We start from the raw sequence: 25,935 nt of genomic DNA, 5'->3' as shown, positions 1-25,935 counted from the left end.
GCGAATGGCCGCTGAGGCTGTCATGCGCAAGCATACAGCGAATAAGGGTGGCAACACGAAAGTTAACTCTCGTCCCTTCTGTACGGAATCCGTATAGAGGAGATGGGAGTTTTTTAATTTAAATACACGGCTGCTCCCAACCGCCGGGTATCTTACTGACTTAGAGGAGGACAATCAACCATGTACAAAGTGTTAGTTTCTGATCCAATCAGTGATTTGGGCATACGCCAGCTAAGTGAGGCTGACGATGTTATCGTAGACAAGAAGACGGGGCTTTCCGAGGATGAGCTGACAGCCATTATTGGCGAATACGATGCACTTCTCGTCCGCAGCCAGACCAAGGTTACCGCTAAAATCATGCAGGCGGCCGCCCGCTTGAAAGTGATCGGACGCGCAGGCGTCGGCGTGGATAATATCGATCTGGAAGCCGCCACCCAACGGGGCATTGTCGTAGTTAACGCTCCTGACGGTAACACCATTGCCACTTGCGAGCTTACATTCGCCATGCTCATGGCGGTTGCGCGGCAAATTCCGCAAGCCTATAAGAAGACCGTCTCCGGCGAATGGGACCGCAAATCGTTCGTAGGCGTCGAGCTGAGGAACAAAGTGCTCGGAGTTATCGGTATGGGCCGAATCGGCAGCGAGGTGGCCAAAAGAGCCAAAGTATTCGGAATGGAGATTGTAGGCTACGATCCGTTCCTTACCCAGGAGCGCGCCGACAAGCTCGGAGTCAAATTGGCCACGGTGGACGAAATTGCCTCGCAGGCTGATTTTATTACCGTCCATACTCCGCTGACGAATGAAACCCGCAACTTGATCGACCGTCCGCAATTCCAGCTTATGAAAAAGGGAGTGCGCATCGTGAACTGCGCACGCGGCGGAATTATTAACGAGCAGGCGCTGGTGGAAGCTATCGAGGAAGGTATCGTAGCGGGAGCGGGCTTTGACGTATTTGTAGAAGAACCGCCGGCTCCGGACCATCCGCTGTTGAACCATCCGAAAATCGTAGTCACCCCCCATCTGGGTGCTTCCACGGTGGAAGCCCAGGAGAACGTCGCTATCGATGTTTCGGAGGAGGTGCTGCATATTCTGCGCAACGAGCCGTTCAAGAATGCGGTGAATATGCCTCCTGTTCCACCGATCGTGCTGAACAAGCTACAGCCGTACTTCGCGCTGAGCGAGAAGCTGGGCCGTTTCCTGGGTCAAATGACGGAAGGCCCCGCCCAGGAAATCACGGTAGGCTTCACCGGCGAGCTGGCCGACCTGGATACGACCCATCTCAACCGTTACATTGTCAAAGGCCTCCTCTCCAATCACCTGGGCGGAGATGTCAACATCGTCAATGCGATGCATATGGCCAAGCTGAGAGACATCAAAATTGTCGTGCAGAAATCGTCAGCTTCCGAAAGCTTCACTAATCTGATTACCGTAACCTTGAAGACGGATAAAGAAACCCGGACACTGGCGGGAACCGTTCTTGAAGGCTATGGCGAGAGAATTGTGAAGATTGACAAGTATACGGTGGATGCATCTCCGGAAGGCGCCATGCTTCTTATCTCGCATAATGACAAGCCGGGGATGGTCGGCCGGGTCGGAACGCTGCTCGGCATGAACGATGTCAACATCGCATCCATGCAAGTGGGACGGAAGGAAGCGGGCGGCTCCGCAATCATGGTTCTGGCCATTGACAAGCACGCTTCGGCGGAAGTCGTCAACGAATTAAGCAAACTGCCGGAAATTATGAAAGTAAAGCAAATCATTTTGTAAAACGGCACTGTTTGTTTCACGTACAACAAGATTAGTCTCGTTTTTTCAACAAAATCAGGCCTCTTCCACGAATGGAAGAGGCCTGATTTCGATTAATGGCTTACGATTCCGTCGGAAGCAGGATGGAAAAAGTCGTTCCCTGTCCAACGGTGCTTGTCGCGGAAATCGTTCCGCGATGCGCGTCGACAATGTTCTTGACGATGGCAAGCCCGAGACCGGTGCCGCCCGCCGCTCCTCTGGTCCTCGCCTTGTCGGCTTTGTAGAACCGCTCGAAAATATAAGGCAGCGCGTCCGGCGGGATACCCTCGCCTTCATCCTCGATCTGGATCCTTACAGCCGAGGCTTTCATATACTCCGCTTTATCGCAGCGTAGAGTAATGGTTGAGCCTTCCGAGCTGTGGCGAATGGCATTATCCAGCAAGTTCGTCAGAACTTGCTCCAGCCGGTCTTCATCCGCACTGCGGAGCACCAAGTCATGACAGCGCAGGTCGGTTTCGAGCCGAATTCCCTGATCTTTGGAAAGCACAAGAAACTTGCGCTGCACACGCTGGATCAGTTCCATAATGTTAACCTCGCGGAGGTTCATCTCCATGTGGCCGTTTTCCATCCGCGCCAAGTCCAGCAAATCTTTAACAAGTCGCCCCATCCGCAAGGATTCGTCATGAATTACCTGAGCGAGCTCCTTGCGTTCCTCCGGCGATGCCGCAATGTCATCCACCAGAGCCTCACTGTACCCTTGCAGCATGGACAACGGAGTTCTCAGCTCATGGGACACATTGGCTACGAAATCCGTTCTCAGCTTCTCCAGGCGGGTTTCTTCGGTAACGTCACGGATCACCGCAACTACTCCCCGCACCTGCTCCTCCGAATACAGCGGAGCCATGACGACGGACCAGACACCGTTCTTGACATGGAGCCTGGAGCTGATGCCTTTCGTCTCTTTCACCACTTCATTAAACAGCTGGCGCAGAGGGTCCGGAATATGCCCTTTATAAGGGGCCATAGCATCTTCTTCCTGCTCGTCCCAATCCAGCCCGTTCCAATCCTCCATCATCATCTCGCCATGCGGATTGATGAATATGATATTTCCTTCCGGATCAAAGGAAATCACCGCGTCTTCCATACTGTGAAGAACGCTGGCCAGATTTTGCTTCTCATGGTTCAAATCCTTGATCGTCCCCTGAAGCCGGTCGGCCATCAGATTGAACGTTTGGGTCAGCTCGCCGATTTCATCGTTGGAGACGGGAGGAACTCTTTTGTCATACTGGCCATAGATGATGGAGTCGGCCGCTTTCTTCAGCTCGGTCAACGGCTTGGTTATCCGGGTAATAAGGAAGAAGGCGAAGAAGGTCGTCAGCAGAAAGCCCATTAAAGAAACGAGGGCAAACAGCCGCTTGACATATACTTGAGTATCCTCGACCGACTGCATGGATTGATAAACGATCATGACCGAGTACGGCTCGGCCTGCCCTTCGATATACAAGGGCATCGCCACATATACATATCCTCCATGCCATGGGTTCATCGAGACCGAAAATCGCTTGCGAATCGTTTCGCCCGCAAATGCTGCCTCCAGTTCTTCGGGCTTCAGCACTTCCTTGAGCTTGATCATTTTGTCGCCCGCCATGAACAGCGGCTCGTCCATGCTGATCGCCCCCCGTTCCAGAAGCTTCATCCCGGAATCCTGGGTTTCGAGCAATTCGGACAAGGCCTCGAAATAAGGGTTGTCGTTATGGTGGGCAGACGCTTCGGACGCGATCTTATTAGCAAGCCTCAACAGGTTCTCCTCTTGATTGCTTACATTCGGAAAGCTGGTATCGATGTAACGAAATAAGAAGAATCCGAGAATAAGAAGAACGACGGCCACCAGTCCGATAATCGTCATCCAAAGCTTGCCTACCACGCTCTTAATGATGAACACTATTTAGGCACCTCAAGCTTGTAACCGACGCCCCACACGGTAGTAATCATGGAAGCCGCCTCGGGGGAGACTTTGTTCAGCTTCTCCCGCAATCTCTTCACATGGGTGTCCACCGTCCGCAGGTCACCGAAAAATTCATAGTTCCAGACATCCTTCAGCAGCTCCTCACGGGAGAATACTTTATCCGGGGAGATAGCCAGGTAGTGCAGCAATTCATATTCTTTCGGAGTCAGTGTCACTTCCTGTCCTCCTGCCGTCACCCGGTGGGCATCATGCTCGATCACCAGATGGGGAAAGACGATATTATTGCTCGAGTTGGCATCCTTGGACAAGTAAGCCGTTGCGGACGAGCGTCGCAGTATCGCTTTCACCCGGTAGATAACTTCCCGCGGGCTGAAAGGCTTGACTACATAATCGTCCGTTCCTACCTCGAAGCCCTGCACCCGGTTGGCCTCCTCCCCTTTGGCTGTCAGCATGATGACTGGGGTCGATTTCACCTGCCGGAGTCTGGCGCATACCTCAATTCCGTCAATTCCGGGAAGCATCAAGTCAAGCAGGATCAGATCATAATCGTGATCCACCGCCTTCTGCAAAGCGATCTCCCCGTTCTCCGCTTCATCAATCTCGTAACCTTCCTTCTCCAGATACATTCTCAGGAGACGGCGAATGCGTTCTTCGTCATCGACCACCAGGATGGTTGTATTCGTTTCTGACATCGGTTGTCACTCCTTCCAGCATGTTCCTCGGCCGTAATGTCGGCCATTCGCTCCCATATATTATACACCGGCATACGAATGAAGTCCCGCAATGATCAGGTTAACCCCGACAAGCGTAAAGACAACCACTATAAAGCCAAGGACGGCGAGCCAGGACGAAGGCTTGCCCTGCCAGCCTTTGGATAAGCGCAAATGCAAGTAAGCGGCATAGAACAGCCAGGTGATGAGCGCCCAGACTTCCTTGGGATCCCAGCCCCAGAAGCGGCCCCAGGCCTCATGCGCCCAGATCATGGCGAAGATCAGCGCCCCCAGCGTAAAGACGGGATACCCGATAGCGACCGCCCGGTAACTGATCTCGTCCAAATCATCCGGATCGAGCCCCTGCAAAGACGGGGCGATCTTCGCTCCGAGCGGCTTGCGCAGAATCAGTCGCAGCAGTCCGTACAGAATTAATCCGCTAATGAAAGACCAGATGACCGTATTGAATTTGCGCCCCGCATCCTTGCCGTTCATCCAGGAAGGTGTGGAGAACAGCGGCTGCTTCATCCCGAGGAAGGGCTTCATCTCTACCGTCTCCATGCCGTGAGGCTTCACGATCGGAGGCAGGACATATACTTCCTTCTGGGTAGTCACCTGCTCTTTACCGGCAGCATCTACGGTCGTTACCTGCTTCTGAAACTCGGCTTTATAACCGGCTGCGTTAAAACCGAACGTGGCTCCGACGAAAGCAATGATCATGATAAGTGAGAAGATAGTGAATTCTACCCCTCTTCTCTCCCAGCGGCCAATCTTCGTCTCCGACTTGAAATCGACCGTTCTCAGCAGGTGCATCAAGCCTCCCGCGAAAGCTACCGCGAAGAAGGCGTCCCCCAAAGCGGCCATGGTAACATGAATAGCCAGCCAATAGCTTTGCAGTGCCGGGATCAGCGGTTGAATTTCCCGCGGGAAGATGGAAGCATAGGCCATAATGACGATTGCTACCGGAATGGTGAATACTCCGATAACCGGCTTCTTGTAAATTAAATAAACGATTACAAAAGCAATGATAATCATCATCGCCAGACAAGTCATAAACTCGTACATGTTACTCGTCGGGATATGCCCTCCGGCATACCAGCGGGTGAAGAAAAACAGCAAATGCATGACCAATCCGGCAACTGTAACAATAAATCCCCGTTTGCCCCACCGGCGGGAATTTTCCTCAGGAGTGCGCCCGCTCCATCTTCTGCCTGTCAACCCCATGACGAACAGCAGGAAAGCAACAGTATACAGAATGAACGCGATCAAGAGATAATTGCCGCTATAGGAGCTGATGTTGTCTAAAAGTTGGCTCACGATTTTCTCCCTCCATAAGTATCTAACGATTTCGCGTCGACGGTCACACCGACCTTGCCTAACGCTTGGGCCACTTCATTGCGAAGACCGATCCAGTTCTTGTTCGTATGAGCGCCCAGGTTAAGCTCCCTGCCGTCAATTCGAAGCCATATCCGGCGGTGCTGCCAGTAGAAGTTCATGATGAGCCCAATCATGGATATGGCGGACGCCACCCAAATATAAGGCATGGCTTTATCGACACGAACGTTTAAATAACTGGTAAACTCGGCAATCTCGACATTTTCCATAGAGCCTGCGGAAATCTCTATTTTCTCGGCGATCGCACCGTTAATGTCATCCTGACGGAACGTTTCCTTATCTATCTGGCGAGGGAAATAGATGAATACCTCGCCATCGGGCGCCAAGTCGGGACCGGTAATCGTAAAGATGAAAGCCGGCTGATTGGGATTGGGCGACAGGGAAATCGGCGTCCCTTTGTCATCCAGTCCGAAATCCGGATAATATCCTTTCACCTGCAGGTGGTAAGGACCGGCTTCATAACTTGTCTCCGGCTCCAGCATCGACAATTCGAAGGGGCCGTACGATTCCCCCGTCTTTTTGTTCGTGATCGACGGCCTTACCGACAGTAAGGTAGGCGTCTGGGCGAAATCGAACTGATACATCAGCAAGTCCCTGTATTCCAGCGGCTTATTCACTACAATATCCTGGCGGTGCACTTCCTTCAATTCCGGTTTTGCAAATGGATCATCGTCGCAATTAGCGGTACATTCATACAGAATTCCTTTCGTTTCAAACTTCTTGTAAACGTTAATATCCTTCTCCCGGAACTTTTCCGTCATTTCTTCCTGGTCATAAAAATCGACGGTAAATTTCTCGTTCTTAAAATAATATGGCGTATCCGGAATCCGGACCGTCTGCCCCTCGAGAAAACCCATGTACTTGTCCATATGCCAGCCCGGAATCCCTCTCATAAGAACGGCAAGCAGGAAAATAATGAGGCCGATATGCAAAATGTAAGGACCCCAGCGGCTAAATCTGTATTTCTCCGCCATAAGGGCTGAACCGTCCGTATGGACCCGGTACCTCTTCTTGCGCAGCTGTGCAGCCATCTCGTCTACCCAAGCGGCCGCCGCCGTTTCATCTTCGGATGAAATGGGCAGTTCCGCAGAATAAGAAACCTTCTGCCGTTTGATAAAAATAAGGTGCTTGCGGATTTTCTGCTTGCTGAGCGCTCTGTACAGCGGAAGAACGCGGTCCAGACTGCAGACTACAAGCGAAGTCCCTATCATAAACAGCAAGGTGATAAACCACCAGGATTCATAAGTATGGGACAAGCCCAGCAAATAATAAATATGGCCGAGAGTGCCGTAGTTTTCTTTGTAATAGGTCGAAGGATCAAAATTGATAAATGTACTTTCCTGAGGGTATATCGTTCCGAGAATCGACAGCAAAAGAGTAATAATAATCAGATAGACTGCTATCTTCACGGAAGAGAAGAAATTCCAGATCCGGTCAATCCAGGACGGATTGGTCTTCTGCGACCTTCGCGCGACCCCGTCGTATCTCATCTCCAACGGCGCGTTGCCCGCGTCATCCATTAAAGGCTTCCCGCAAGATTCACAAAGTACGGTCCCCACATGATTCTGGTGACCGCACTCGCATTTCGTATTTTCAATCACCTGTTGCCACCTCCCGAAGCCAATGCTGATCTTTATTGCCGAGTATATAGCTTGGAGACGCTGTGTTCAATGAAAGGCTCGTCCATCATCCCGACCTTGATCTGATCGATCGTTCCGTCCGGCTTAACAAACACGGTGGACGGATACTGGGTGATTCCGTATTGTTTTCTCACCTTCTCATCGCTGTCGAGCAGGATCGGAAAGGTCACCTTGGCCTGATTGACGAAATTCTGCGCCTTGAGCTTGCTCTCTCCGGCGTTAACCCCTAGGACGATAACATCGGATGAAGCCCATTTCTCGTATTGCTTCTGCAGATCGGGCATTTCTTCGCGGCAGGGCTCGCAGTAGGTCGCCCAGAAGTTAATCACGATGGCCTTTCCTTTCCAGTCCGCAAGACTCCGTTCATTTCCCTCCAGATCCATAAGCTTGAACTGGGGGGCGGGGCCTCCGGGTTCAGCCTTCAGCCCGCTGTCATTCACAGCAGAATATACGGTCCATCCGCCAAGAACAATAATGGAGCTCAGGATGATCATCTGCATCCATCTTCTATATTTTCCCAAACCGATCACCTTCATCCCGCAATAGCTAAACTCCCCCCTAATTATATCTAAAATGAAGGGAGCAGCTTATTTGCTATTTTGAACATTGTGTGACCGTAAAGCCGCGGCTTTCAACGCTTCCACCTCATGTTTGTCCAGATGGCGGTATTTCCCCCTGGGCAGTCCCGCAAGCAGTATCGGGCCGAATTGAATTCTCTTCAATTTGAGCACAGGAAAATGAACCGCCTCGAACATTCTTCGCACCTGGCGGTTCCTGCCTTCATAGATCGTTATTTGAATAACCGTCTGATTCTTCTCCGGATCTATATCATGATATTCGACTTCTGCGGGCGCCGTAGGGCCATCATCCAGCTCTACCCCCTGCTGCAGCTGCTCCAGAACCGTTCCGTGCGGGACCCCCTTCACCGTAGCCAGATACGTACGCGGCAGGTGATATTTAGGGTGCGTCAATAAATTCGCGAATTCGCCGTCGTTGGTGAGCAGCAGCAAGCCTTCCGTATCGTAATCCAATCTTCCGACCGGATAAACCCGTTCCTTGATGCCTTTAAGGAAGTCCGTGACCACCTTTCGCCCCTCGGGGTCCTTAACGCTCGTTATGACTCCTCTCGGCTTGTTAAATAGCAGATACATTTTCTTCTGAAGGCGGATGGCTCGTCCGTCCACTTTGATCTCATCCTGCTCAGGATCGACCTTCACGCCCAGATGGGTCACTACGGCATCGTTAACCTCTACCCTTCCGGCGGTAATATATTCTTCACATTTTCTTCTCGAAGCTACACCCGCTTGGGCGAGCACTTTCTGCAATCTTTCCATATATGCCTTCACCTCAAAACTAATGATAACCATCCTGAAGTGAAATCACAAGGGAGTCCCAGGGAAAGTACGTTCCCGGGCAATGCAGGTGATGCCCATATAGCTGTCTGGAGGAAAATTCGAATTGTTCGTACAAACGAAGAATAAGGCGCTGGATGACAAATAACTGTTCCTGCACCTGCGGAGTCTGTCCGGAAGATTCGATATGGGAAAAGTCTCCTTCCAGACAAAGATGAATGTAATGGGGATCTGTCGGGGTGAAAGAAGAGATGATATCTCCATCCGATGTAACCAGAAAATCATAGCCTTTGCCGTTAATGGAGGAGCAAGCCGAATGATGAATGATGATGCCGGAATACGGCCGCATGCCGTTCACCTCTCGATGTAAGAATGCTTTAGTATATGAGAACGGCATGGATTGGGTCACCCGAATACGAGATAGCAGACCAGGATGGAGGCAATAAAGCCCACCGCATCGGATATAAGGCCTACCTTGAGAGCGTAACCCGCTTTGCGGATGCCTACGGCACCGAAATAAACCGTCAGCACGTACAGCGTCGTATCCGTACTTCCTTGAATAGTCGAGGCGATACGTCCGATCAGCGAATCGGGCCCGAACTGCCCCATTAAATCAGCGGTGTATGCGAGCGAGCCGGAGCCGGTTAAGGGGCGCAGAATGGCCAAGGGCAGAACTTCGCCGGGCACCCCGATATAATCGAGGGCCGGGCGGATCAGCCCGATCATCATATCCATGGCTCCCGATGCGCGGAACACCGAAATCGCAACCATCATCCCGACCAGCTGCGGAATGATCGACACCGCTGTCTGGAAGCCGTCCTTCGCCCCTTCAACGAACGACTCATAGACGGGCACCTTTCGGTATGCGGCAAATAGCGGAATAAACGCAATGATTACCGGGATCGACCAAGCTGAAATCAGGGTGAGGATGGAATACAAGACGGCTCATCCTTTCAAGACGAATTAATGCTGCTGCGGCTTCTGTACCAGCGGTCGACGATAATTGCCGCGGCTGTAGCAATGGCGGTAGACAGCAGCGTCGTGCCGACAATCTCCGCCGGATTGGCGGATTGATAATTGAGGCGGATCGCGATCAACGTAGTCGGAATGAGAGTGATGCTGGCCGTGTTGATAGCGAGCAGAGTGGCCATTGCCGGGCTGGGAGAGTCCTTGTCCGGATTAAGCTTCTGCAGCTCCTGCATCGCTTTGATGCCCATGGGAGTCGCCGCATTCCCCAGCCCGAGCAAATTGGCGCTCATGTTGGACATAATGTAGCCGAGGGCGGGGTGATTGTCCGGCACACTGGGAAACAAAAAGCGGACGACCGGCCTCAGCATGCGCGACAGTATCTTCAACAGGCCGGCATCTTCGGCAATCCTCATCATCCCCAGCCAAAAGACCAGAATGCTGATTAAGCCGAAGCAGATCGTCACCCCGGATTTGGCGCCGTCAAAGACGGCTTGGGTAACCGTCTCTATTCGGCCGTTGATGGCTGCGACAATAAATCCGGCAAGGATAAAAAAGAGCCAAATCCAATTAACCATCGTCCCCCTCCTCCTTGTCCTTCGGACTGAATCAATGGGATAAAGTAAATAAGGCGCTCCATACCTGCTTGAGCCTGTAGATAAATCCGCCGTTTCCGGATGCGGGACCGTCCTCTGTAAAGCGGAATGCGGAACGAACGCTTGTCGCCAATTGCGGGCTGCCTTCCGCATAGATGGGCACCGTACCAATCATTTGGCCGTCCATCAGAAGCTTCAGAATTCCCCTCTCGCCCAGCCGGTAAGAGGCTGTCCCTTCCTGCAGAAGCTCGGGCTCCATCGCAATCCGGGCTGCCTCCTCATCGGTCATCGGGTAATTGAAGGAAGCACCCAGCACCAAGCCGTCTCCCGCTTTATCCCCTTGCTTGACCAGCGGTTGAAGCGGATAATGCCGGAAGCCGTAATCAAGCATATTGCTGTGATCCAGCCAATCGTTCGGGTCGTTGAGCGTCACCGCGGCCAGCTGCTGTCCGTCCCGGGTGGCCGAGGAGATAAGCGTTCTTTTGGCCTGCTTCGTATAACCGGTCTTTACTCCGTCGGCACCGGGATAGATGTTCAACATCCGGTTTTTGTTATTCCATACGGCGTCCCATTTCTCCTCGGGTCTGGGCACCCTCTTCGTCTTGGTCTTCACGATTTCCTGGAACACGGAGTTTTTCAAGGCATAGGCCGTCAGCTTGGCCATATCATTGGCCGAAGAATAATGCCCTTCCATGTCCAGTCCGTGCGGATTCATGAAGTGCGTGTTATCCATGCCCAGCTCCTGCGCCTTCTGATTCATAAGAAAAGCAAAGCCCTCAATCGAACCGCCGATATGCTCGGCGATTGCCACTGCCGCATCATTCCCGGACCGCAGCATCAAGCCATAGAGCAAATGATGCAGGCTCATTTCCTCTCCAAGCTTTAAATATAGAGAGGAGCCTTCTTTGCCGAAAGCACTCTGGCCGATCTTGACCATATCGCTGAGGTTTCCGTTCTCAATAGCTACGATAGCCGTCATTACCTTCGTCAGGCTCGCAATTTTCATGGGCTTATCCCCTTGCTTGCTGTACAGTATTCTTCCGGATGTGACGTCGATCAGGGAAGCCGCCTCGGCGTAAGTGGATAATGCCGGCGGCTCGGCCTTAACTGCAGCGGGAGTAACTCCCCAGCCGGCCAGCAGCGAGCCGATGACGATCCATAAGACGATGGTTCTTCTCATAATTTCCCCCCCAATGGTCTTCAGCCGTTACTTGTCCGCAGACATATTTGGTTTATATATATGCAGGGAAGACGGGGAACATGTCCGGCTTCGTGAGATGGGTCAGACTGCTGCCTTCCTTTCATAGGGGGGATACCGTTTTAATCGGGCTGATTTCCCTGTCTTTTCCCGAAAAGACATCCACTTTTCGCATGTCCTCAACGGGATTGGCTTGATCCTCATCGAGTAGGAGGAGGCGCCTAGCCTCCGTCCTCTCACACCACCGTACATGCGGGTCCGCATACGGCGGTTCCAAAAGGTTAACAAAGTTCTAAATAACGAGAAAGCAAACTTTTCAGCCCTTTTGCTTCCCAATAGGAAGTCGGAAGGGCGTTGTTTGTGTTTCGAGACATTTCCCACGCTCCTCGTCTGGAGTTAGCCATGACGAAACAGGCCCATTCTGGGACCCCTAGTGCTCGAAGTTCGCGGATTCGGGTACGTACCCGTTTCCATTGCTTCCAGAGGCACATCCGTAATCTGCGACGAATCCATTGGTCGAATTTCTCGCAGTGACCTTTCGCCGAGGCTAACCGGAAATAGCCAATCCAACCCATGAGGTATCGGTTAAGCTGTGCAATTCGGTTTTCCATGGACATCGACCGCGTTCGGTTCGTCAGCTCTCGCACCTTCTCTTTGAATCGCGAGATCGTTTGTGGAGCTAGTCGAATCGTCGCTTTCTTGTCCCGTAGGAAGCTGAACCCAAGGAACTTGCGGTTCCATGGGCGATCTACCGCGCTTTTCTCTCGATTCACTTTTAGTTTTAGCTTCCCTTCTACAAAGCGTGTTACCGAATCCATCACGCGTTCGCCCGCACGTTTACTGGCTACGAAGATATTACAGTCGTCCGCGTAGCGGACGAATCGCAATCCCCGTTCGGTAAGCTCTTTATCCAAGTCGTCCAGTAGAATGTTCGCTAGAAGTGGGCTCAGTGGACCTCCCTGCGGCGTACCCTCACCCGTTTTCTCGGTCACGCCATTCGCCATGACCCCTGCGTTAAGGTAGGCACGAATAAGCTTCAGAACACATTTGTCCGTCACTTTCCTGGCTACCCTTGCCATCAGCATGTCGTGGTTTACTCGGTCAAAGAACTTTGCCAAGTCCATGTCTACGACCCATCGAAAACCTTCTTGCATGTAGCGTTGGGCTTGCTTTACCGCATCGTGTGCTCGCTTCCCAGGCCGGAAACCGTAGCTATGCCTCGAAAAGTCCGCGTCGAAAATCGGGGTCATCACTTGTAGAAGGGCTTGTTGAAGAAAGCGGTCCATCACGGTCGGGATCCCAAGCAGCCTCACTCCGCCTCCGGGTTTGGGGATTTCCACCCGTTTGACGGGCATGGGTCTGTAGGTTCCCGCGAGAAGTTCGGTCTTCACCGCCTCCCAGTGTGTTTTCAGGTAAGCTTGTAGATTTGCTACCGTTACATTGTCCACACCGGGCGCTCCTCCGTTCTGTACCACTCGCTTGTAGGCGAGCCGGAGGTTATCTCCTCTGAGCATTCGCTCCAACAAGTCGTTATTTGCTTCGCGAGAGGAAGGGTCGATTTGTGCCGACGAAGAACTCGGCGCTCCGGCATACCCTGACGGCTTCACCGCTTCTCTTTGCCGCAAGCTCTCTCGCGAGATTTTCTGCTGTCTCTGCCCTTCATGCGAACGCATCGGTTTCCTCTCTCCTTTCGGTTCAGCCCTTCCGGTTTCTGGCGTCCCGTACTCCCGTACTATGGCCTCTGCTGACTCCTGCGGATTCAGCGTGGCTTCTCAACCACGGTTACGAAGTGACTTCGCGTATTCCGCAGGTCTCCCCAGATAAGAGCGTCATCTTTCCGCCCGCAGCCACTCGAGTATACAAGACTAGCTCTTGGCGACTTCGGATTTCGTCCTGTTGCGGGGACTCATCCAGCTTGCCTTGCCTCAAATCGAGTTCGTGTACCTTGGCTCGTGCATTTGCCTATAAGCTTCCTTCAGATTCCGCCTCACGGCGGACACCCTTGCTCTTGGCTAACGGTAGGCGTTCGCCAGCCCCCGTTCGGGACTTTCACCCTAGAGATGACGCCCATGCTGGGCGTACGCAAAAAAGCCATGCAGCTACTGCATGGCTTTGGTACAAACCTGCGACCCTAAGCTAACCCCCATACAGCATGTCCGTTTTCCTTCCTAATAAAGGCCAAACAAAAAAACCGCGTCATCCGACTGCGGCTTTACTCATGATTATGCGGAACTATTAAAACAATTTGGACAGTACTTTCTCCACCTTGGACAAATGCTCAAGCATACGCCGGGATGCGGTCGTTTCCTGCTGCCGCAAAATAGCCTCGTAAATATCCTGATGCTCCTTGACGAGTCGGTTGGCCGTAGCCCTTTCTCCATAAAACCACAGCTGCCTGGTCTCTTTAATCGTCTCCTCCAGCTTGTGAGTGAGGGATTCCATCATCTGCAGGAGCAGGGAGTTATGAGACGCTTTGGCAATCGCCAGATGAAAGCGGATATCCGCTTCCTCCTCCTTCCGGTCGTCACCCGCATTCTCCTTCATGCTTCGCATAATAGCGGACAGCTCGGCCAGATCGTCTCCTGTCCGATAGCGGGCGGCGAGCGTGGCACAGCCCGTCTCCAGCACTTTGCGCACTTCCATCATCTCCTTCAACGAATCCGCCTGATGGAATAAGGCCGGGAAGCCCCCTTGAACGCTGCCGGACTCATCCCCGGCCGGAAGGGTCTGGCTGACGAAGGTTCCTCCGCCCTGCCGGATTTCCAGGAAGCCCATAGCCTTCAGCGCGCTTAACGCCTCCCTCAGAGTCGAACGCCCGACTCCATAATCCGCCGCCAAATCTACAACCGACGGAAGCCGTTCCCCGGGCTTAAGCTCTCCGGAACGGATTCGCGAATGTATATCATCCATAACGATTTCGTAGCTCTTTTGCGCTTTGACTTGTTTTACACTCATTTGCTCGGTATCCTCCAGCCAATCTTTCATAACAACCATATACAATGATTTAATCATAAGCTATAATGAAGAAAAAGTCATCAGATGACCTGATTAATTTTTATCCCGGGGAGGATACTCTTATGCTGGAGCAAAATGTTCGCCGGCAGCTCATCGACATCGTCGGCGAAGCCTATTTTAAAGACGATAATGAGGCGTTGGTCACTCATTCCTATGATGCAACCCCGATGGTCCAGGCCATGCCCGACGCCGTCATTTATCCGGAAAATAAGGAGCAGATCGCGCTAATTTTGAAGCTTGCCAACGAGCATCGCATTCCGATCGTAGGCCGGGGGGCCGGCACCAATCTCTGCGGAGGGACGGTTCCCGTCGAGGGCGGGATTGTACTCGTTATGAACCGGATGAATCGGCTCATCGAGATCGATCAAGACAACTTGACCGCCACCTTCCAGCCAGGATTGAATACGAAGCATTTTCATATGGCTCTCGAAGAGCTTGGCCTGTTCTATCCGCCCGATCCGAGCAGCATGGTTATCTCCACGCTCGGCGGCAACATTATGGAATGTGCCGGAGGGCTGCGAGGGCTCAAGTACGGGACGACCAAGGATTACGTTCTTGCCTTGGAGGCCGTGCTTCCATCCGGGGAAATTATCCGAACGGGCGGTAAGCTCTACAAAGACGTGGCCGGATACGATTTGACGAAGCTGTTGGTCGGCTCGGAAGGAACCTTGGCCATCATTACCGAAGCGACCGTCAAGCTGCTGCCGGCACCGAAGTACAAGCAGACGATGCTTGCTATGTATAAAGATATCCATGCCGCCGCGCGAACGGTTTCCAAAATCGTCGGTAACCGGATCATTCCCGCGACGCTGGAATTTCTGGACAACGCCACGCTGCGGGTTGTAGCTGAATTTAACAAGCTGGACCTGCCGCTTGATATGGAAGCTATTCTGCTTATTGAGCAGGATGGGGACGACGAGGCTTCCATTCGCCGGGACATTGAACAAATCGTCGATATTTGCCGCCAGGAGGGGGCAGCGCAGGTACAGATGGCCCGTGATGCAGAGGAAGCTGATAAGCTAATGACCGCTAGGCGCAGCGCCTTATCGACATTGGCGCGCATTAGGCCGACTACCATTCTGGAGGACGCTACCGTCCCCCGCTCCAAAATTGCCGAAATGGTTCTGGCGATTAACGAAATCGCTCGGAAGTATAACGTTCATATCTGTACGTTCGGACATGCCGGAGACGGCAACCTTCATCCAACCTGTACAACCGATGCGCGAAATCATGAGGAAATTGAACGGGTGGAGCAGGCGTTCGCGGAAATTTTCGAGGCAGCGATCGAGCTGGGAGGCACGATTACCGGAGAGCATGGAGTTGGAATGGTCAAGGCCCCCTACTTGGAATGGAAGGTCGGGCCCGTTGGAATCGAAATTATGAAAGGGATCAAGCAGGTATTCGATCCCAACAACATTATGAATCCCGGTAAAATCTTTGCCAGGGAAACACGCAAAAGAGTGGTGGTGCAAAAATGAAACCGACAGCAGAAACCCGGCATACGTCAGCTTCCACACCTTCAGCCCCAATCCGTCCTGAGCATTCCGGGCCACCTCAGAAGCCAGTGAAAACGGTTAATCCGTTAGCGGAGGCGCTGCAATTGAAGCTCGACTATGAGGAGCTGACGAATTGCATGCGATGCGGCTTCTGCCAGCCGGCCTGCCCCACCTTTAACGAAACCGGTCTGGAGGCCGCCTCCCCGCGGGGCAGAATCGCCTTGATGAAGGCGGTGGCGGACGGCTTGATGGAGCCGGATCAAGCCTTCAAGGACCAGATGAATTTATGCCTGGGCTGCAGAGCTTGCGAGCCGGTGTGCCCGTCCGACGTCAAGTACGGGCATCTGCTCGAACAAGCCAGAGAGGCCATCGAGCAGCATACCCATCATCCGCCCCATATCCGATTTGTGCGAAGCGTCATGTTCAAGCATATGTTCCCTAAGCAAAGCCGGATGAAATTGCTCGGCAAGGGACTCAGGTTGTATCAGAAATCCGGCCTGCAGTGGCTGGCGCGGAAATCGGGAGTCATGAAGCTGTTCCCGGAATCCATGAGCCAGATGGAAAAAATACTGCCGGAAGCGAGCGCCAAGGGAGTTATTGAAACATTGGGCACCGTCTTCCCGGCAGAAGGCGAGAAAATAGCGCGAGTCGGCATGTTCCGCGGGTGCATTATGGATGTGCTGTTTACGGAAACCAACATTAATAGCGTCAAGCTGCTGGCGAAGGCCGGGTTTGAAGTAATTCTTCCCGAAGCGCAAAATTGCTGCGGGGCGCTTCATGCCCATAGCGGCGAGATGGAAGCGGCTAAGGAGCTGGCGAGGCGAAATATAGCGGCCTTCCGGGATGCCGGAGTCGATTATATCGTATCCAATGCTGGAGGCTGCGGGGCCCTGTTGATGGAGTATAATCATTTACTTCATGACGATCCGGAATGGGCCGAAGCGGCTCATTGGTTCGCGGAAAGAGTTGTCGATATCAGCGACCTTCTGTTCCGCCGGGGCCGGCTGCCCCGCTTCCACGGCGGTCATGCGGACGACGGGCCGGTTACCGTCACCTACCAGGACTCCTGCCACCTTCGGAACGTCATGAAGGGTGGCATCGCCCCCCGGCAGTTGATTAAACGCGCAGGGAACGTGAATTTCGTGGAATTGAAAAATGCCGACAAATGCTGCGGCTCCGCCGGGATTTATAATTTGGTCCAGCCGGACATGGCCAATGATATTCTCGAGCATAAGATGGAGCACGTGAAAAAAACCGAAGCCCGCTACCTTCTTACCAGCAATCCCGGCTGTCTGCTGCAGATGAAGCTCGGCATTGAGAAGGAGAAGCTAGGCTCCTCCATGAAAGCCGTTCATATCGTTGATTTCCTGTATGAGCGTATGAATGAGGATACAACCGACAGCGGATCCTAACCGCAAACCGGATGCCGGTCCAATGAGAAAACAGAATAAACCGGTCCAATCATAAAGGAAGAAGCCTTCGGAATCACTGTATAAGTGGAATGAAGGCTTCTTTTATACATCTTGCCGTTGGAAAACGAATTAGGTCGCTAGACTTTTCACAATGAGCACGGAAAAGGAACGCCCATTGACCTTCGAAAGGCCCCGCTTGGAGCCTTATCTTATCATTAGGAAAGCATGTTTTGACCTGCAGTTTGGTTCTGACCTTGCGTTGTGCTTGTTGTTGTGGTGGAATTCGGCGTAATAGCGGTGTTTGCAGCGTTTGTCTTCATCATGCTTTGAATTTTCTCTACAACCTGCGGAGCGGAATCGATCAGACGCTCGAACAAGTGGGTCTGATTATCCAACGGAACTATCCGCACCCCTTGCTGTCCGACTACGAGAAAAGCGATAGGCGTGATCGATATTCCGCCCCCGCTCCCCCCTCCGAACGGAAGAGAAACCTGTGCATGGTTAGCCTCATGAGGAGTCCCCGGCGTTCCGGCTCCCTGATCGGTAACAAATTCACTGCCACCCGCCGCAAATCCAAAGCCCACCTTGGAAATCGGCAAGATCACGCTGCCATCCGGAGTTTCCACCGGATCGCCTACGATCGTATTGACATCCACCATGTCGCGGATATTTTCCATGGCCGTCTTCATTAGGCCTTGGATAGGATGTTCTGCCATGTTTTGAATCCTCCCTTCACTTTCATCGTGCGAACCAGCAGCATTAGTCCTGCAACCATAGCATAACCCAGGCGAATTTTCGCTATGCACGTAACTTCCGTGGTAAATAGTGTCCGGTTATATTGTGGCTGAACCTGAATTTCGGGCTCCGTTTGGAGTCGGACATGTCTTAACAGATAACCGAGTAGAGTCGATTTCACGCTCCAGAGAACTCCCGTCAACAGGGCGGTTTCCGGGGCATCTCCTGCTCCGATTCGCGTTATCCAGACCATCTGGCTTATTTTGAAGCGGGATAGAGTCGATTTCATCCAGGCCGCATAATTATCCACTTGGCTGAGGAATATTTTAAATTTGCGGTAAGCTTCCTGAATCTTCTCCCAATTGATTATTTCCTTGGTTTCGTTAAGGTGTTCGCTGCTTTTCTCATCCAGCCCCTTGGTCTGAACCTTCAGTCCTTTGTCCAAACCTTTAAACTTGATAACCGGCACTTCGTATCTTAACCGGATTATTCCGTATAGGGCATGAAGTTGAATATAGAGTCTATCGTTTTCCTTGACCCGGGAGGCGAATATTTTCACGGTCAAATGACTGAAGGAGACAATAACGGCGATGATGATCAGAGCAGCCGCTAATAGAATCCAAAAAACAAGCATGGGCAAGCCTCCTCAAATATAATCCCCCACAAAGTGACGTATGCCTTCGAATCGTATTGCAAATAATTTGCGGGGAGCCCCGGAAAATTTCAATAATACCTAAAAAAACCCCGATGCGAAGAAGAATTCATCCCGAATCCATCACATGGAGTTTAGTATGTGCCTACAATATGAAAACATTCGTTTTACTCTTTATATTCTGACTTGATATCATCGAAGGTGAGCTGCTCAACCTCCAGCTTCTCGAACAGCAGTCTCGTTTCTTCTTCCAGATCGCCGCTCTGCCCGAAACGATCCATCTCCGGTAACTGTTCAATGCTCTTCAAGCCGAAATAATCCAGAAATTGCTTGGTCGTGCCATACAAAATGGGTCTGCCTATCGCCTCGGCCCGCCCCACCTCTTCAATCAGCTCTTTGGCCACCAAAGTATTCAGAGCGCGGTCGGATTTGACTCCCCGGATCTCCTCGATTTCCACCCGGGTGATCGGCTGTTTATAGGCAACGATCGCCAACGTTTCCAGTGCGGCCTGGGATAGGGAAGTTCGGGACGGCGAATAAGCTAGCCGTTCGAAAAAAGGAGCATGCTCGGGCAAGGTCGTCAATTGGTACGAACCCGCCATCTCCACGACTTGGATCCCTCTCTGCCCGGATTTGAATTCTTCCTTCATCTGCTCCAGGACTGCCGTCACCTGCCTGACATCCTGCTCAAGCACCTCAGCCAGTTGCTTTGCATCCAGACCCTCGTCCCCTGCCACAAAAAGCAAACCTTCAATAGCTGATTTCATCTGTTGTGTATTCATCGATTCCCTCACTCTCATCCTCTTTCGCCTGGATGACAATATCCTCAAACAGTTTGTGCTGATAGCACTGTATTTTTTTCATCTTCATCAGCTCAAGCAAGGCGAGGAAAGTAACGACGATATCCTCCCGGCTGTACCCCGTTTCCAACAATTTGGAAAATAACACTTTACCCCCGCGATTGCCCAGTATGGATACAATTTCAGTAATCCGGTCTTTGACGGATATTTCATCCCTGCGGATCTTGGCGACCCGGTTCCGTTCGGCCATCTTACGGAGCGCTTTCTGAAAGGCCCAGACCAAATCGGCGACGTGAAGCCCTTCCACCGGATTAACCTCCACCTTCGGAATGAAGGCCGTCAGGTCCTCCGGCTCCCTGGTATAGATCAGGCTGCGTTCCAATTCCCTGTCTTTCAAGTGCTCGGCGATTTCCTTATATTTGCGATATTCAATCAGCTTCCGGACCAACTCCGCCCGCGGATCTTCCCCTTCTTCCTCCTCCATTCCGTCCCAATCGAGCTCGATCACGGGAGGCTTGGGGAGCAGCATCTTGCTCTTAATGGACAGCAGTGTGGCGGCCATGACGAGAAATTCGCTGGTCACCTCCAGCTCAAGCTCCTGCATGGTGGATAGATAGTCCAGATATTGATCCGTTATTTCCTTAATCGGAATGTCGTAAATGTCTACCTCGGCCTGATCGATCAAATGCAGCAGCAAATCGAGGGGGCCTTCGAACGTTTCCAATTTGAAAGTGATCTTCATTCCTAGTCCCCCTCATCATACCGAATAACCTTTCATCAGCCATTGATTGACCAGTTGAAACAGCATTTCAAGCAACCGCTGCCCTGCCGGAAGCGCAAGAAGCGCAATGAGTACGAGCAGGCCCCATTTCTCATACTTGTCCAGATAGGCCGCCGCCCGCTCACCGGCCAGATGTCGCAGCAGCTTCCAGCCGTTCAACGGATAAATAGGCAGCAGATTAAGCAGAAATAGCATAACATTGACGATATAACAGTAGTGCAGAATTCCCTTAAACAAAGCCCCTGCCCATGAGCCCCCACCTGCCGCTACCGGAAGCTCCAGAAACAGCCAGCCGAACAGAAGCGCCAGCACCAGATGCAGCAGCGGCCCGGACAATGCCCACAGCGCCAGCTTCCCTTTGGCGGATTTCCCGAAGTGATCCGGATGGACCGGCACCGGCCGGTTCCATCCGTAGGGGCCGAACAGCACCATGACCGTTCCCAGAGGGTCGAGATGCTTGCCCGGATTTAAGCTGAGGCGGCCTTGCTCCCCGGCGGTTCTGTCCCCGAGCCAGCGGGAGAACAGGGCCATCCAGCAGCCATGCAACGTAACGGCAAGCAGGAAAGCTACCGCCCGAAACAACAGCGTATCCAGATCAATGTAAGGCCCGAAGTCCATTAGGCCTGCAGCTGCTTGACAAGATTGACCATTTCAATAGCGGTCGTTGCGGCTTCCCAGCCCTTGTTGCCGGCTTTGGTGCCCGCTCTTTCCACGGCCTGCTCTATGGAATCGGTAGTCAGTACGCCGAACACCGTCGGAATACCGGTCTTTAGGTTGATTGCGGCCACTCCCTTGGAAACCTCGCTGCATACGTAATCGAAATGAGGCGTAGACCCCCGGATCACAGCACCCAAAGTAATGACGGCATCATACTTGCCGCTTTCCGCCATCTTCTGGGCGATCAGCGGGATTTCGAAAGCGCCCGGAACCCAGGCGATCTCGATCTCCTCCTCCAGCACCCCGTGGCGCTTAAGAGCGTCCAGAGCCCCCGACAGCAATTTGTTGGTGATAAATTCGTTAAACCGGCCTACCACGATTCCGTATTTTGCTTCTTTAGAAACTAAATGTCCTTCATACCATTTTGCCATGTTTGTTCGTCTCCTCTTCTGTGTCGTTTATAAAATGAAGCAAATGACCCAATTTTTCCTTCTTGGTGTGCAGATAGCGGGTATTGCTTTCGTTCTCTTCCATCTGAATCGGGACTCTTTCCACCACTTCCAGGCCGTAGCCCTCCAGACCTTTGATTTTGCGCGGGTTATTCGTTAACAGCTTCATCTTGCGCACTCCCAGGTCCTTCAGAATTTGCGCTCCGATTCCATATTCGCGCAAATCGGGGGCAAAGCCAAGCTTGAGATTGGCGTCAACCGTATCAAGTCCCTGCTCTTGAAGCTTATAGGCCTTCAATTTATTGATCAAGCCGATTCCGCGGCCCTCCTGCCTCATATAGAGCAGAACGCCGGAGCCTGCCTCGTCGATTTGCTTCAATGCAGCGGCAAGCTGCGGTCCGCAATCACAGCGTTGGGAGTGGAAGACGTCGCCGGTCAAGCATTCCGAGTGAACGCGGACAAGCGTCGGCCGGGAGCCGTCAATCTCCCCTTTGACAAGTGCGACATGCTCCTTGTTATCCACCTGATTTGTATAGGCGACCGCGGTAAACTGCCCGAAATCGGTAGGCATCTTCACCTCGACTTCGCGTTTGACCAGGTTTTCCTTCTCATTGCGGTAGCGAATCAAATCGCGGATCGTAATCAGCTTCAGGTCATGCTCTTTCGCAATCCGGGCCAAGTCCGGCACCCTGGCCATCGATCCGTCTTCCTTGATGACTTCGCAAATGACCGCTGCCGGGGACGAGCCGCACATCACCGCCAAATCGACGGCCGCCTCGGTATGGCCCGCTCTGCGCAGCACCCCGCCCTTCTTGGCGATCAGCGGGAAAATATGCCCGGGCCTGCGGAAATCCTCCGGCTTCGCCCGCGGGTCTATCAAGGCTTGAACCGTCAGAGAGCGCTCATGCGCGGAAATGCCCGTAGTCGTCTCTATATGGTCTATCGAAACGGTAAAAGCCGTACCGTGATAATCCGTATTATGATTGACCATCGGCGGCAAATTCAGCTCGCTCGCGCGCTCCTCCGTAATGGGCGCGCAGACAAGCCCTCTTCCTTCCTTGATCATGAAATTGATGACCTCGGGAGTTGCCCGTTCCGCCAACGCGATAAAATCGCCCTCGTTCTCCCGGTCCTCATCGTCCACCACGATTATTACCTTGCCTATGCTTAAATCATAAATCGCTTCTTCAATTTTATCAAATTGTACCGGATCCGCCATAGCGTATCCCCCCTTTTCCATTAATAAAATCCGTGATCGGCCAAAAAGCTTTCCGTCAATACCGGTTTCCTACCGGCGCGGCCCGCTGGCTGCTCCCGGAAGGATAACAGTCTCTCCACATATTTGCCCAGGATATCGCATTCGATATTGACCGCTTCTCCCGGCTCCTTGTGCTGCAGAACCGTTTGCGCAAGCGTATGAGGAATTATCGAAACGGTAAAATAGTCGCTCTCCGCCTCGACGACGGTCAGGCTGATCCCGTCTATTGTTATCGAGCCTTTGGGAACGATGTATTTCATAATGGCCGGCTCCTCCGGCTCCAACCGGAAGACGACGGCGTTATCTTCCCTGCGTCTTGACGAGATAACCGCCGTCGAATCCACATGCCCTTGTACGATATGTCCGCCGAAACGGCTCTGCGCGGACATGGCCCGTTCCAGATTGACCCGTTTCCCGGGTGCGAGCTGATGAAGAGTCGATCTGCGGAACGTCTCGGGCATGACATCTGCGGTAAAAGATGCGTCGTCAAAGGCAATGACCGTCAAACAAACCCCATTGACCGCAATGCTGTCTCCAACCTGAATATCTTCCAGCACGCGTTTGCTTTCAATCGTTAAAATCATGGCCTCTCCCTGCCTGGAAATGCGGCGCAGGGTTCCGATTTCTTCCACAAGTCCGGTAAACAATTAACTTCCTCCTTTCCGATCTCTGCTGCATCTATTTATTTCTTCACCGGATATCCAACGATACAAATATCCTCATCAAATCTCTCCACCTTAAGCCTATCTATCGTGACGGCCTCGCTCATACGGTCAAAGCCGGGAAAGCTGAAATTGCCGGGCGCTTCGGGGCCTCCTATGATTTTCGGGGCATAGAACAGATAGCATTTATCAATGAGGCCCTGTTCAAGCATAGCCCCGTTCAACCTGCCGCCCCCTTCCAGCAGAATCGAACCGATTTCCCTCTCTCCCAGCATCCGCATCGCCAGCTCCAGATCGACCCTCGGACCGGGGCCTGCTTCCAGCAATACAATTCCGCGCCCCCGAAGCTCCTTGCGCTTCTCTTCGGGAGCGGCAGAAGTCGTAACGATAATCGTTTCCGCTTCTCCGTCAAGCACTCTCGCATTCGCAGGAACCCGCAAACGGGAATCGATAACGATGCGGACCGGATTTAGAGCGGGTACAGACAATCTCGTGGTTAACTGCGAATCATCGGCAATTACCGTCTCCACCCCTACCATAATTGCCTGATGGCGGTGCCGCAAAGTATGGACAAATTCGCGCGAACGCGCATTCGTTATCCATTTGCTGTCACCCGTTCGGCTGGCGATTTTACCGTCCAGGGTACTGGCGGTCTTCAGCGTGACAAAAGGCCGCCCGGTCACAATAAATTTATTGAAGGCTTCGTTCAATTCCCTCGCCTCGACCTCCAGAACCCCGACCTCGACTTCGATTCCGTGGCTTCGGAGCCGTTCCAGCCCCAATCCGGCCACCTTGGGATTCGGATCGGTGCATGCAACGACAACACGCGCCACTTTGGACTCGATGAGCCGTTCGGTGCAGGGAGGCGTCCGGCCATAATGATTGCACGGCTCCAGGGTCACATAGGCGACGCCGCCTTCGGCCTGCTCGCCCGCCATAGTCAATGCATGAACTTCCGCATGGGCCGTCCCCATCCGAAGATGCGCCCCGATCCCGACGATCCGCCCCTCTTTAACCACCACGCAGCCCACAACCGGATTGATGGCCGTCTGTCCTTGAGTTCCGCGTGCCAGCTCCAGCGCCAGCCTCATGTAATACTCATCATTCAGCACATTCATATCCTTCCTTCTCTCCTCTAAATCCCGAATACGGAAAAAAGCCCCTTGAAAACCGGGAGCCGGCCGCTAGGTCGACAAGCCTCGTTCTTCAGGGGGCGGATTAAGGTACAAGGAAACAAGCAAATAAACGGATCTCACCGGCTTATTTTCACATCGTGGCGGATGCATGCGAAACAAAGCACACTGTCGCCGTAAAGATTAAAGAGGGGGGCGTCCTCCCTATAAGAACAAAGGCCTGATAAGTAATCAACGACCTGTCCTTATATAAGCACACCTGAAACCGCCTCTTTAACACATCGTCCAACATGTGAAAAAAAGCGCAAGACCGAGCCGGCCACTTGCTTCTTTCTCCTTCTCCCATCCAGACTATACTGTCGGTTCCGGAATCTCACCGGATCCACCGTCTGCGCTCCGCGAAAGAGTATCATTGCAGCCGGGTCACGGACTTGCCCGCAGCCGCCCAATGGCCGCCCGGGATCACCGCCGGTAGGGAATTTCACCCAACCCCGAAGGAAATTGTATTCGATTATTAATTTCAGTTACTTAAGCTTCGCTTACTTTCACGCTTTCCATCTTGTCTCTTCCCTGGAAAGCATCCACATGCTCCATTCCTTTAACCACTTTGCCGAAGACGGTATGCACCCCGTCAAGGTGAGGCTGCGGAGCATAGCAGATATAGAATTGGCTGCCGCCCGTATTCGGACCTGCGTGAGCCATAGCAAGAGTCCCGCGTTCATGCTTGTTGGGATTAATTTCACAATTAATCGTATAGCCCGGACCGCCGGTACCCGTACCGTGGGGACATCCTCCTTGAGCAACGAAGCCGGGGATGACTCGATGGAAAACCAGACCGTTATAGAAACCGGAGTTAGCGAGCTTCTCGAAGTTCGCTACCGTGTTAGGAGCGTCCTTGTCAAACAGATCGATGACGACTTCTCCGCCGTTCTCCAATGTAATGGTCGCTTGCTTAGCCATAAGGTCACTCCTCTCTCACATAGTAGACTACTCTTACATTGTAAACGACTTGGTCCAAAAACGCCAGCATCGGGTTCCGATGCGAAGCCGGCATATTCAGAACCGGGCTATTTTCACGCAAGACGGACGGGATACCAAGCCTTGCAGACCGATATCGATCAGTTCCCCCTATCGCCAATCTGAAGGACGACTAGCTGATCCGAGTCCTGATTCGCGGTAACGACACTATCCTTGTTCATTCGGTAAACCATCCATCCACCAAATCCATATATATTCTAAATGACATGGTGTCAATCATAACCACCCGTCCAACGGGTGGTTTGCTCTTGGGGTATAACCCCCTGTTGCCAAACTGC

Annotated in this window: 25 protein-coding genes, 1 riboswitch and 1 other annotated feature (1 of these 27 only partly in view); of the genes, 3 read left to right on the top strand and 22 right to left on the bottom strand. The window is 52.6% G+C overall.

Annotated features, from left to right (window positions below; translation table 11 throughout):
• Nucleotides 1-80, top strand: a binding site (T-box leader); it begins 189 nt to the left of the window's first position.
• A gap of 100 nt (nt 81-180) precedes the next feature.
• Complete coding sequence (gene serA, locus ACFQ03_RS01110; RefSeq protein WP_150959799.1) at nt 181-1,767, top strand: phosphoglycerate dehydrogenase; 1,587 nt, start codon at nt 181-183, stop codon at nt 1,765-1,767.
• Nucleotides 1,768-1,867: 100 nt separating this feature from the next.
• On the opposite strand, the gene ACFQ03_RS01105 is transcribed toward serA, so the two are convergent.
• The 12 genes from ACFQ03_RS01105 to ACFQ03_RS01050 all read right to left on the bottom strand — a co-directional run bounded on the left by ACFQ03_RS01105 (nt 1,868) and on the right by ACFQ03_RS01050 (nt 14,524).
• On the bottom strand, nt 1,868-3,688 hold the full coding sequence (locus ACFQ03_RS01105) for an ATP-binding protein (protein ID WP_379285559.1): 1,821 nt from the start codon (nt 3,686-3,688) through the stop codon (nt 1,868-1,870).
• Entirely contained in the window at nt 3,688-4,404 is a 717-nt protein-coding gene (locus ACFQ03_RS01100; RefSeq protein WP_144933350.1) for a response regulator transcription factor, read from the bottom strand. Before ACFQ03_RS01100 ends, ACFQ03_RS01105 begins: the two co-directional genes overlap by 1 nt.
• 60 nt (nt 4,405-4,464) lie before the next feature.
• On the bottom strand, nt 4,465-5,739 hold the full coding sequence (ccsA, locus tag ACFQ03_RS01095; protein ID WP_304505320.1) for a cytochrome c biogenesis protein CcsA: 1,275 nt from the start codon (nt 5,737-5,739) through the stop codon (nt 4,465-4,467).
• On the bottom strand, nt 5,736-7,418 hold the full coding sequence (gene resB / locus ACFQ03_RS01090; protein ID WP_379285556.1) for a cytochrome c biogenesis protein ResB: 1,683 nt from the start codon (nt 7,416-7,418) through the stop codon (nt 5,736-5,738). Before resB ends, ccsA begins: the two co-directional genes overlap by 4 nt.
• Before the next feature lie 32 nt (nt 7,419-7,450).
• Nucleotides 7,451-7,993 (bottom strand): redoxin domain-containing protein, encoded by a 543-nt coding sequence (locus ACFQ03_RS01085; RefSeq protein ID WP_260981969.1) that lies wholly within the window; start codon nt 7,991-7,993, stop codon nt 7,451-7,453.
• Between the two features lie 51 nt (nt 7,994-8,044).
• Nucleotides 8,045-8,791: a pseudouridine synthase gene (locus ACFQ03_RS01080; protein ID WP_144933352.1), complete on the bottom strand. Its 747-nt coding sequence runs from the start codon at nt 8,789-8,791 to the stop codon at nt 8,045-8,047.
• Nucleotides 8,792-8,810: 19 nt separating this feature from the next.
• Nucleotides 8,811-9,158: a hypothetical protein gene (locus ACFQ03_RS01075; protein WP_379285553.1), complete on the bottom strand. Its 348-nt coding sequence runs from the start codon at nt 9,156-9,158 to the stop codon at nt 8,811-8,813.
• A gap of 56 nt (nt 9,159-9,214) precedes the next feature.
• Nucleotides 9,215-9,748, bottom strand: a complete 534-nt coding sequence (locus tag ACFQ03_RS01070) for a spore maturation protein (RefSeq protein WP_144933354.1) — start codon at nt 9,746-9,748, stop codon at nt 9,215-9,217.
• A 14-nt stretch (nt 9,749-9,762) separates the two neighbouring features.
• Entirely contained in the window at nt 9,763-10,353 is a 591-nt protein-coding gene (locus tag ACFQ03_RS01065; protein WP_144933355.1) for a nucleoside recognition domain-containing protein, read from the bottom strand.
• 31 nt (nt 10,354-10,384) lie between these two features.
• The gene (locus tag ACFQ03_RS01060) at nt 10,385-11,551 is read right to left on the bottom strand and encodes a D-alanyl-D-alanine carboxypeptidase family protein (RefSeq protein ID WP_144933356.1); all 1,167 of its coding nucleotides are present in this window, start codon (nt 11,549-11,551) and stop codon (nt 10,385-10,387) included.
• Nucleotides 11,552-11,850: 299 nt separating this feature from the next.
• The gene (gene ltrA, locus ACFQ03_RS01055; RefSeq protein ID WP_379285550.1) at nt 11,851-13,242 is read right to left on the bottom strand and encodes a group II intron reverse transcriptase/maturase; all 1,392 of its coding nucleotides are present in this window, start codon (nt 13,240-13,242) and stop codon (nt 11,851-11,853) included.
• A gap of 562 nt (nt 13,243-13,804) precedes the next feature.
• Nucleotides 13,805-14,524 (bottom strand): FadR/GntR family transcriptional regulator, encoded by a 720-nt coding sequence (locus ACFQ03_RS01050; RefSeq protein ID WP_379285548.1) that lies wholly within the window; start codon nt 14,522-14,524, stop codon nt 13,805-13,807.
• A gap of 122 nt (nt 14,525-14,646) precedes the next feature.
• Here ACFQ03_RS01050 and ACFQ03_RS01045 point away from each other — a divergent pair, with 122 nt between their 5' ends.
• Nucleotides 14,647-16,062 (top strand): FAD-binding oxidoreductase, encoded by a 1,416-nt coding sequence (locus ACFQ03_RS01045; protein WP_379285546.1) that lies wholly within the window; start codon nt 14,647-14,649, stop codon nt 16,060-16,062.
• Entirely contained in the window at nt 16,059-17,492 is a 1,434-nt protein-coding gene (locus tag ACFQ03_RS01040) for a (Fe-S)-binding protein (RefSeq protein ID WP_144933359.1), read from the top strand. The genes ACFQ03_RS01045 and ACFQ03_RS01040 overlap by 4 nt, the downstream gene beginning before the upstream one ends.
• 215 nt (nt 17,493-17,707) lie before the next feature.
• Here ACFQ03_RS01040 and ytfJ read toward each other — a convergent pair whose 3' ends face one another.
• From ytfJ to ACFQ03_RS00990, 10 genes are all read right to left on the bottom strand, one after another.
• Nucleotides 17,708-18,208, bottom strand: coding sequence for a GerW family sporulation protein (ytfJ, locus tag ACFQ03_RS01035; RefSeq protein ID WP_144933360.1), 501 nt, complete (start codon nt 18,206-18,208; stop codon nt 17,708-17,710).
• The gene (locus ACFQ03_RS01030) at nt 18,181-18,861 is read right to left on the bottom strand and encodes a DUF2953 domain-containing protein (RefSeq protein ID WP_379285543.1); all 681 of its coding nucleotides are present in this window, start codon (nt 18,859-18,861) and stop codon (nt 18,181-18,183) included. Before ACFQ03_RS01030 ends, ytfJ begins: the two co-directional genes overlap by 28 nt.
• A gap of 185 nt (nt 18,862-19,046) precedes the next feature.
• Nucleotides 19,047-19,661 carry an SMC-Scp complex subunit ScpB gene (gene scpB / locus ACFQ03_RS01025; protein ID WP_379285541.1) on the bottom strand — a complete coding sequence of 205 codons (615 nt, stop codon included), beginning with the start codon at nt 19,659-19,661 and terminating at the stop codon, nt 19,047-19,049.
• The gene (locus tag ACFQ03_RS01020; RefSeq protein ID WP_144933363.1) at nt 19,630-20,421 is read right to left on the bottom strand and encodes a segregation and condensation protein A; all 792 of its coding nucleotides are present in this window, start codon (nt 20,419-20,421) and stop codon (nt 19,630-19,632) included. Before ACFQ03_RS01020 ends, scpB begins: the two co-directional genes overlap by 32 nt.
• A gap of 15 nt (nt 20,422-20,436) precedes the next feature.
• On the bottom strand, nt 20,437-21,078 hold the full coding sequence (locus ACFQ03_RS01015) for a site-2 protease family protein (protein WP_379285538.1): 642 nt from the start codon (nt 21,076-21,078) through the stop codon (nt 20,437-20,439).
• Nucleotides 21,078-21,548, bottom strand: coding sequence for a 6,7-dimethyl-8-ribityllumazine synthase (gene ribH, locus ACFQ03_RS01010; protein ID WP_144933365.1), 471 nt, complete (start codon nt 21,546-21,548; stop codon nt 21,078-21,080). The genes ACFQ03_RS01015 and ribH overlap by 1 nt, the downstream gene beginning before the upstream one ends.
• Nucleotides 21,532-22,785, bottom strand: coding sequence for a bifunctional 3,4-dihydroxy-2-butanone-4-phosphate synthase/GTP cyclohydrolase II (locus ACFQ03_RS01005; RefSeq protein ID WP_144933366.1), 1,254 nt, complete (start codon nt 22,783-22,785; stop codon nt 21,532-21,534). The genes ribH and ACFQ03_RS01005 overlap by 17 nt, the downstream gene beginning before the upstream one ends.
• A gap of 20 nt (nt 22,786-22,805) precedes the next feature.
• Nucleotides 22,806-23,471 carry a riboflavin synthase gene (gene ribE, locus ACFQ03_RS01000; protein WP_379285535.1) on the bottom strand — a complete coding sequence of 222 codons (666 nt, stop codon included), beginning with the start codon at nt 23,469-23,471 and terminating at the stop codon, nt 22,806-22,808.
• Between the two features lie 35 nt (nt 23,472-23,506).
• On the bottom strand, nt 23,507-24,604 hold the full coding sequence (gene ribD, locus ACFQ03_RS00995) for a bifunctional diaminohydroxyphosphoribosylaminopyrimidine deaminase/5-amino-6-(5-phosphoribosylamino)uracil reductase RibD (protein ID WP_379285533.1): 1,098 nt from the start codon (nt 24,602-24,604) through the stop codon (nt 23,507-23,509).
• A gap of 345 nt (nt 24,605-24,949) precedes the next feature.
• A riboswitch (FMN riboswitch) is annotated at nt 24,950-25,122 on the bottom strand.
• A 25-nt stretch (nt 25,123-25,147) separates the two neighbouring features.
• Entirely contained in the window at nt 25,148-25,579 is a 432-nt protein-coding gene (locus ACFQ03_RS00990; RefSeq protein WP_379285531.1) for a peptidylprolyl isomerase, read from the bottom strand.
• Nucleotides 25,580-25,935: the final 356 nt, after the last annotated feature.

The sequence above is a fragment of the Paenibacillus residui genome (assembly GCF_042677205.1).
In the GTDB taxonomy this organism is placed as follows: domain Bacteria; phylum Bacillota; class Bacilli; order Paenibacillales; family NBRC-103111; genus Paenibacillus_L; species Paenibacillus_L residui.
This window is presented reverse-complemented; position numbering and strand designations above follow the sequence as displayed.